This window comes from Rhizobacter sp. P2_H2, assembly GCF_056403375.1.
This window is the reverse complement of sequence record NZ_JBFUFP010000838.1, coordinates 1-2,426: the sequence shown is the minus strand read 5'-3', so window position 1 is coordinate 2,426 and position 2,426 is coordinate 1. Positions and strand designations below refer to the sequence as shown.

The following is a 2,426-nucleotide window of genomic DNA, read 5'->3' as shown; positions in this document are numbered from 1 at the left end:
TTCTCGAACACCGACAGCCGCACGAACAGGTTCGACACCTGGAAGCTGCGCGCGAGGCCCATGCGGTTGATCTCGTACGGCTTGCGGCCGGCGATCGAGGCCCCGTTCAGCCGGATGTCGCCGGTGCTGACGCCGAAGCGCCCGCTGATCAGGTTGAACAGCGTCGACTTGCCGGCGCCGTTCGGCCCGATGATCGCGATCCGCTCGCCGGGTTTCACGCTCAGCGACGCGCCGCGGATGATCTCGGTCTTGCCGAAGCTCTTGCGCACATCGGTCAGCTCGAGTGCAAAGGGATGCGCRCTCACAGGGCTTCCCTCCGCTTGATCTCTTTCTCGATCTCCTGCTGGGTCTGGTCCCATTGCCGCTTGAACTCGCGCCGCGCCAGCTCGAACATCGCGATGCCGACCGCCATCACGAACACCGCACCGAACCAGCTGTCCAGGCCCTGCACGTTCAGCGTGCCGCCCATGAAGCGCAGCGTCGGGCCGAGCGCCGAGTTGAGCTGCACGTGGTAGATCATCTCGACGATCGCCGCCGCACCCGCCAGCGCCACCGCGGCCGTGCCGCCGAGCGCCAGGTACGACGACGCGAGCCGGCGCAGCTTGCCGAAGGCCGCGACGCGCAGGTTCATCATGATCAGGCTCGAGATGCCGCCGGGCGCGAACATCACCATGAACATGAAGACGAGCCCGAGGTAGATCTGCCAGGCCTTCGTGATCTCGGAGAACAGCACGAAGGCCAGCACCAGCAGCACCGCGCCGATGACCGGCCCGAAGAAGAAGAACGCGCCGCCGAGAAAGGTGAACAGCAGGTAGCTGCCCGAGCGGAAACCACCCACGGAATCCGCCGTGACGATCTCGAAGTTCAGCGCCGTCAGCCCGCCGCCGATGCCGGCGAAGAAGCCGGCGATGACGAACGCCAGGTAGCGCACCACCTGCGTGTTGTAGCCGACGAACTCGACGCGCTCCGGGTTGTCGCGCACCGCGTTCAGCATGCGGCCGAGCGGCGTGCGCGTCAGCGCATACAGCGCGGCGGTGCAGACGAAGCAGTAGACCGCGATCAGGTAGTAGACCTGCACCTGCGGCCCGAAGGTGATGCCCAGCACCGCCTTGCCGGCCACCCGGTTCGAGCTGACGCCGCCCTCGCCGCCGAAGAACTCGGGGAACATCAGCGCCATCGCCGCGACCAGCTCGCCGACGCCCAGCGTGATCATCGCGAAGGTGTTGGCCGATTTCTTCGTCGTCACCCAGCCGAGCAGCGCCGCGACGCCCGCGCCGGCCAGCCCGCCGACCAGCGGCACCAGGCTCATCGGCAGCGGCAGCCCGCCGGCACCGATCAGGTTCATCGCATGGATCGCGAAGAACGCGCCCAGCCCGACATACACCGCATGCCCGAAGCTCAGCATGCCACCCTGGCCGAGCAGCAGGTTGTAGCTGAGGCAGATGATGACCATGTAGCCCATCTGCGACAGCATCGTCATCGCGAGGCCGCTGGTGAACAGCATCGGCGCGACGATCAGCAGCAGCGCGAACACGCCCCACACCACCCAGCGGCCGACGTTCCACGGGCGGAAATGAATGCGCCCGCCCGCCTCGCGATCCGCCACCCGCTCGACCGACTTCAGCACGGCACTCATCCTTCGCGCGTCCCCATCAGGCCCTTCGGGCGGAAGATCAGCATCAGCACCAGCAGCAGGTACGGCAGGATCGGTGCCACCTGCGAGATCTTCAGCTTCAGCAGCGGGTAGCCGAAGGTCTCGGGCGTGATCGCGAGGCCTGCCCACTGCAGCGCGCCGAGCGCCGACTGGTCGAGCGCGACCGCGAAGGTCTGGATCAGCCCGATCAGCAGCGACGCGACGAACGCGCCGGCCAGCGAGCCCATGCCGCCGACCACGACGACGACGAAGATGATCGGCCCGACCGCGCCGGCCATCGTCGGCTCGGTGACGTAGGCGTTGCCGCCGATCACGCCGGCCAGCCCGGCCAGCGCCGCGCCGCCGCCGAACACCCCCATGAACACCAGCGGCACGTTGTGGCCGAGCGCCTCGACCATGTCGGGGTGCGTCAGCGCGCCCTGGATCACCAGCCCGATGCGGGTGCGCGACAGCAGCAGCCACACCGACACCAGCATCAGCAGCGCGACCCCCATCATGAACGCGCGATACATCGGGAACTGCGTGCCGTACAGCGTGAACAGCGGGCCGTCGAGGACCGCCGGCACGCGGTAGTCGACCGCCGAGYGGCCCCAGGTCAGCTGCACCAGCTCGAGGATCACGAACGACAGCCCGAACGTGATCAGCAGCTCGGCGACGTGGCCGAAGCGATGCACCCGACGCAGGCAGAAGCGCTCGAACAGCGCGCCGACCACGCCGGTGAGCAGCGGCGCGACCACCAGCGACGGCCAGAAGCCGAGGAACAGCGTCGTCG

General features: G+C 68.1%; 3 protein-coding genes. All 3 read right to left on the bottom strand.

Annotated features, from left to right (window positions below; all coding sequences use genetic code 11):
* Window positions 1–359, bottom strand: a 359-nt coding sequence (locus tag AC1D15_RS27080; RefSeq protein ID WP_477828441.1) for an ATP-binding cassette domain-containing protein, incomplete at its 3' end; no start/stop codon positions are given.
* Complete coding sequence (locus AC1D15_RS27075) at window positions 302–1,636, bottom strand: branched-chain amino acid ABC transporter permease (protein WP_477828440.1); 1,335 nt, start codon at window positions 1,634–1,636, stop codon at window positions 302–304. The genes AC1D15_RS27075 and AC1D15_RS27080, both read right to left, overlap by 58 nt.
* Window positions 1,633–2,426, bottom strand: a 794-nt coding sequence (locus AC1D15_RS27070; RefSeq protein WP_477828439.1) for a branched-chain amino acid ABC transporter permease, incomplete at its 5' end; no start/stop codon positions are given. The genes AC1D15_RS27075 and AC1D15_RS27070, both read right to left, overlap by 4 nt.

Coding starts and splice junctions, on each gene's coding strand:
- AC1D15_RS27075 (WP_477828440.1), bottom strand. CDS start 1,636: ATGAGTGCCGTGCTGAAGTCGGTCGAGCGGGTGGCGGATCGCGAGGCG.